Annotated in this window: 1 pseudogene; it reads right to left on the bottom strand. The window is 70.9% G+C overall.

The features are described from left to right. Window positions 1–429: pseudogene (locus tag VE26_RS17920) on the bottom strand (transcription-repair coupling factor); the annotation flags it as partial.

Below are 429 nucleotides of genomic sequence, written 5' to 3'. Positions count from 1 at the left end.
TCTCGCGCGCTGCGCAACGGCGTGTCCGTGGTCTCGCACCAGGTTGCAAGACGCGACCCCACCAGCGCGGCGGTGCCCGAGTTCGTCGTCGCGGCGTCGCGCCAGTTTGCCGCCAGGGGGGGATTGGTCAGGCCAGGAGCCTTGGGGACCTGCGCCATGCGGTCGCGCGTTCCGGCGCTCCAGCAGGCTATGCTCGCGCGCCGCCACTCCCGGCGCTCGGCCAGGAGGCGGTTGACCACAGCCTCGAACAGGTTGCCGTCCGAGGCGGCGCGCTCGGCCGCAAAGCTCGGCGCGATATGGCCGCGCATGTCGTCGCCATTGCGCGTCTGCGGCGAGAGGAACGGCGAAAGCTGGATCAGCGAAGCCCCGGCCAGCGCCGCGGGCGGCACGTCGAGATCGTAGAGCAGATCCGGCTGGATGGGTTTATAG

The sequence above is a fragment of the Devosia chinhatensis genome (assembly GCF_000969445.1).
In the GTDB taxonomy this organism is placed as follows: Bacteria; Pseudomonadota; Alphaproteobacteria; order Rhizobiales; family Devosiaceae; genus Devosia; species Devosia chinhatensis.
The sequence above is the reverse complement of the archived record's forward strand: the minus strand, read 5'-3'. Positions and strand labels throughout refer to the sequence as shown.